The following is a 4,869-nucleotide window of genomic DNA, read 5'->3' as shown; positions in this document are numbered from 1 at the left end:
AGTTGATCGTCTGCCGGCATGAGCAGAATGCCGCGTTCATGGCGGCGGGCATCGGACGGCTGACCGGCACGCCCGGCGTCGTCCTGGTGACCTCAGGCCCTGGCACCACGAACCTCGCGACCGGCCTGGTCACCGCCAACACCGAGGGAGACCCGGTGGTGGCGTTGTGCGGGGCCGTCACGCTCCCTGACCGACTCAAGCGGACACACCAGTCGATGGACGCGGTGTCCATGTTCACCCCGATCACGAAGTTCGCCGGCGAGGTGAACGACACCGCCAACGTGCCCGAAGTCGTCACCAATGCCTTCCGCAAGGCGTGCGGGCCTGCTGGGGGCGCCTCGGTCGTGGTGCTGCCCCAAGATGTGGCGGCCGGTTCGGCGACCGTGGCCCTGCCTGCGGCCGGTCCCTCGCTGGTCCCGGCCATGGGCGCCGCACCCGCGGAAGCCGTCGACCGCGCGGTGCAGATGTTGCGCGGCGCGCGGCTGCCCGTCCTGTTGCTCGGGGTGCGCGCGGGCGATGTGGATGCCACGGCCGCGATCCGCCAATTGCTCGCGCGCACCGACCTTCCGGTGGTGGAGACCTACCAGGCCGCGGGGGCGCTCTCGCGCGAACTGGAGGATCACTTCGTCGGACGCATCGGACTGTTCCGCAACCAGCCAGGCGACGTGCTGCTGGCCCACGCCGACGTGATCTTGACCATCGGCTATGACCCGGTGGAATACGACCCCAAGCTGTGGAACGTGGCGCCAGGCGCGCAGCTCATCCATCTCGACGCCCTGCCGGCCGAGATTGACAACACCTACCAGCCCGCCCTGGAGCTGTGGGGAGACGTCGTGCAGACCGTGAACGCGCTCGCCGCGCGGCTGGGCGAACTCAAGCTGTCGGCGCAGAGCAGCTCACTGGTCACCGACCTGCGAGGCAGGCTTTTGGAGCTGGAGGAGATGCCCTACCGGGAGCTGCCCGACCGTGTCCATCCGTTGCGGATCGTGCGGGCGCTGCGCGGGCTGCTCGCCGATGACACGATCGTGACGTGTGACGTCGGCTCTCATGCCATCTGGATGTCGCGTCACTTCCGTTCCTACCAGCCGCGCACGCTGCTGATCTCCAATGGTCAGCAGACGCTTGGGGTGGCCCTGCCCTGGGCGATCGCGGCCACCCTGGTCCACCCCGAGAAGACGGTCGTCTCTATGTCAGGAGACGGTGGCTTCCTGTTCTCAGCCATGGAGCTGGAGACGGCCGTGCGACTGAAGTCCAACCTTGTGCACCTGGTGTGGCGCGACGGCACATACGACATGGTCGCCTTCCAGGAGCAGGCCAAGTACGGGCGGACCTCGGGGGTCGAATTCGGTCCGGTCGACACCGTGACATTTGCCGAGAGCTTCGGCGCCACCGGATTGCGGGTCAGCTCACCAGACGACTTCGAGCTGGTGCTCAAGCAGGCCATCGACACCCCCGGTCCCGTGATCGTCGATGTCCCCGTGGATTACAGCGACAACCACACCCTCGGCGCCCTTGTCCATCAAGACGTACCCGCATAACCGCCGGCGCAGAAAACGCATCGACCATGAGCACTTTGCCTACCGCCCAGCAGACACGTCTTCCATCGGCCACGCCTGTGGTCAGGCACCGGCACGTCGGGCCGCTACATCAGGACCCGGGGCCCCAACGCGGCATCTACCAGACGTCCACGATGGCGGCCCTGCTTGACGGGGTCTACGACGGTGACGTCACCTTCGCCGAGATCGCCAAGCACGGCGACTTCGGGCTCGGCACCTTCAACCAACTGGACGGCGAGATGGTGGCCGTCGAGGGACAGTTCTACCGCCTCCGCTCCGACGGCACCGCCACACCCGTCGACCCGCAGGAGACCACACCGTTCGCCCAGGTCACCTTCTTCAGCACCGACGCGATCCACCACCTCGATGGCCCGGCGCGACGCGTGGCACTGGAGGCCTTCATCGACACAGTGACGCCGAGCAAGAATCTGTTCTACGCCATCCGAATCGACGGTCCGTTCCAGTGGGTGCACACCCGCACGGTCGCCAAGGTGGCGCAACCCTACCCGGCGTTCGTCGAAGCCACCAAGCACCAGGCCACCACGACCTTCACCAACGTGCAAGGAACGCTGATCGGCTTCCGTACCCCCGACTACGCCCAGGGTCTGGGAGTCGCCGGCTACCACCTGCATTTCCTCACCGAGGACCGCACCGGTGGCGGACACGTCATCGACTTCACCCTCGACAAGGCCACGGTCCAGATCAGCGCCCAAGCCGACGTGCACCTCAACCTGCCGCAAACCCCAGCCTTTATGTCCGCCGACCTGACCGGACGCGACCTCGACGCCGAAATCGAGCTCACCGAGGGCGGCGCCGTGCCGGCCGCCTGACAATGCCGCCGGTCAATCTCCGCTACGCGCTGTGGCGCTCGTCGCCGCGTTAGTCATCTACATAATTGCCTGGTCGCGGTACTTCCGACAGCCGCGGCACAGAGCTACAGCGCGCGTTCGGGATCGCTAGGTAGACCGCGACGGGTCGTTCGGTTTCGGCCAGCTTGAAAGGTCTTGCGGAACACCTCCGGGATCGCCTGTGCGGCCGGCACCGCCTCGGACCAGCGGGTCACAGGGGCGAACATCGCGACCATCGGAGTGCTGTTGGTGGTGGCATCGGCCACGCCGAGTTGCATGTTGATCGCGCCGGGTCCGAGGGTGGCCGTCACGACGGCCGCGCGTTCAGTCACCTAGCCGTACCTTCCGGCCATGGACGCGGCGGCCCGCTCGTGTCGGGTCATCATGTATCTGATGTTTGATGCGGCCAATTTCTGAACGAAGCGGGAAGTTCTACTCGCCGGGATGCCAAAGACAGCCGAAATGCCTTCGGATTCAAAGCAGTTGACCATCAGTTCGGCAGCTGTTGCCGCGGCCCTTTCCCGCCGGGTCAATCCAGATGCGGTCGTCCACGTTGCCACGACAGGGGCAGGGTGGGTTGCGCCGGCGCCGAAACTGTCACTGGCGGTGCCCTTTGTCGTATTCGGGCAGCCACATGGTGTCCGCGATGGCTTGCGCAACGTTGTCGGGGCTTTTTGTTGCCACGCCGTCCTCGACGGCCGCGGCGTAGACCGCCTCGGCCACCACCGCCGATATGGCCCGCAGGTTCTTCACATCTGGCAGCAGGGCGGCACCTGGTGTGGCGGGGTCAACTTGTTGGCCAAGGGCTTTGGCGGCGGCGTCGAGCATTCTCTTGGTCACCCGCTTGGCTCCGGCGACGATCACCCCCAGCCCGAGACCAGGGAACACCAGCGCGTTGTTGGCCTGACCGATGCTGTAGCTGGTGCCGTTGTGTTCCACGGGGCCGACCGGGGTGCCGGTAGCGACAAGTGCCTTGCCGTCGGACCAGGCCAGGACATCGTCCGGCATGGCCTCCATCCGCGAGGTCGGGTTGGAAAGCGGCAAGATCAGCGGACGTTGCGTGGATGCGGCCATCGCCTCGATTACCTCGCGGTCAAACGCGCCGTGCACCGTTGAGGTGCCCACCAAGATGGTCGGTGCGGCCATCTTGATCGCCTCGAGCAGCCCCACAGGATTCGCAGCGGCGACACCTAGCTGTCGGCGGTTCTTGGCGTAGGGAATCTGGAAGTCGCGCAGGTCGTTCATGTCGTCAAAGAGCAACCCTCGCCTGGAGATAGGCCAGATTTGAGCCGTGGCCTGCTCCACGGTGGCGCCGTCGGCCACCATCGCGTCGCGGATTTGATCGGCGATACCAACTCCGGCGGTGCCGGCACCGAAGATGACGACCTTCTGGTCTTTCATCGGTATGCCGCTGACCTTCACCCCGGAGTGCACCGCGGCCATCACCACGGCGCCGGTGCCCTGCACGTCGTCGTTGAACACGCAGTAATCAGGTGAATACTTGTCCAGGATGGCGCCCGCATGGTCGGGTCCGAAGTCTTCGAAATGCAAGATCGCGTGGGGGAATACCCGATCAGCGGTTTCGATGAAGGTCTGGATGAACGCGTCATACTCTGTACCGCGGCGGCGGGCGTGGCGGTTGCCCAAATAGAACGGGTCGTTGAGCAGCTGCTCGTTGTCGGTGCCGACATCCAGCGACACCGCCATGGCGCGCCGGGGATCGATGCCGCCTCCGGCGGTGTAGAGCGCTAGTTTCCCGACCGCGATCTGGATTCCGCCCACCCCCCAGTCACCGATGCCCAGGATGGCCTCGGCGTCGGTGCACACGATCAGATCGACGTCGTCGGGACCCAGCCCCAGCGTCTCAAAGGATTGGGCGATCTCATCAGGGGAGTCGATGGACAGATACAGCCCCCGCTGCCCGCGGTATTCATCGGAGAACCGCTGGATCGCCTCCCCGACCGTCGGCGTGTAAACCACCGGCAACAACTCGGTCAGATGCTCGCAGAGCACCTTGAAATACAGCACCTCATGGCGGTAATGCAGCTGATCGAGAAGCAGATTGCGAGCCAAATCGGTTGGCAAGCTTTGCAACTGCTGCCAGACACGCTCGGCCTGCTGCTCCAAGGTGAGCACCGCCGAGGGGAGCCGGCCCGTCAGTCCCAGCCGGCGTCGCTCCGCATGACTGAACGCGACCCCACGATTTAGGCTCGGCGTGGTCATGGCAACCGGGATCTGTGGTGCACAACCTTCCATGATCTTCACCTTTCTTGCTCGAACATTGAGCAATCAATGTTGTCCAACAGAGCTTTCCGATTCGGCAGTGTCAATCGCACCGGGCGGGGTGGATGAGTCATGCCGTCCGGTCGGACGAGTAGCCCCATAGCCAGTCGGTGTATCGGTAGTTGGCGGTGTCGAGGTTGCGGAAGAGTTCGTTGCGGGCGATGCGCGCGGTTCCGTCGAGG

General features: G+C 65.1%; 3 protein-coding genes and 2 pseudogenes. 2 read left to right on the top strand and 3 right to left on the bottom strand.

Annotated features, from left to right (window positions below; all coding sequences use genetic code 11):
• The coding region (gene alsS, locus JWP83_RS22550; protein ID WP_297735055.1) for an acetolactate synthase AlsS at nucleotides 1–1,538 on the top strand (1,538 nt) is incomplete at its 5' end.
• Between the two features lie 26 nt (nucleotides 1,539–1,564).
• Nucleotides 1,565–2,386, top strand: a complete 822-nt coding sequence (gene budA, locus JWP83_RS22545; protein WP_297735052.1) for an acetolactate decarboxylase — start codon at nucleotides 1,565–1,567, stop codon at nucleotides 2,384–2,386.
• A gap of 118 nt (nucleotides 2,387–2,504) precedes the next feature.
• On the opposite strand, the pseudogene JWP83_RS22540 reads toward budA, so the two are convergent.
• The 3 genes and pseudogenes from JWP83_RS22540 to JWP83_RS22530 form a co-directional block, all read right to left on the bottom strand.
• Nucleotides 2,505–2,895: pseudogene (locus tag JWP83_RS22540) on the bottom strand (thiamine pyrophosphate-binding protein); the annotation flags it as partial.
• A gap of 106 nt (nucleotides 2,896–3,001) precedes the next feature.
• The gene (locus JWP83_RS22535; protein ID WP_297735049.1) at nucleotides 3,002–4,660 is read right to left on the bottom strand and encodes an NAD-dependent malic enzyme; all 1,659 of its coding nucleotides are present in this window, start codon (nucleotides 4,658–4,660) and stop codon (nucleotides 3,002–3,004) included.
• Between the two features lie 97 nt (nucleotides 4,661–4,757).
• Nucleotides 4,758–4,869: pseudogene (locus JWP83_RS22530) on the bottom strand (salicylate monooxygenase); the annotation flags it as partial.

The organism is Mycobacterium sp. (assembly GCF_025965855.1).
Taxonomy (GTDB): Bacteria; Actinomycetota; Actinomycetes; order Mycobacteriales; family Mycobacteriaceae; genus Mycobacterium.
Note: the sequence above shows the minus strand (reverse complement) of the source record. Positions and strands in the feature narration are given on the sequence as shown.

Bases quoted from the DNA above. Each gene is read 5' to 3' on its own strand.
- budA (WP_297735052.1), top strand. From the start codon at position 1,565: ATGAGCACTTTGCCTACCGCCCAGCAGACACGTCTTCCATCGGCCACG.
- JWP83_RS22535 (WP_297735049.1), bottom strand. From the start codon at position 4,660: ATGGAAGGTTGTGCACCACAGATCCCGGTTGCCATGACCACGCCGAGC.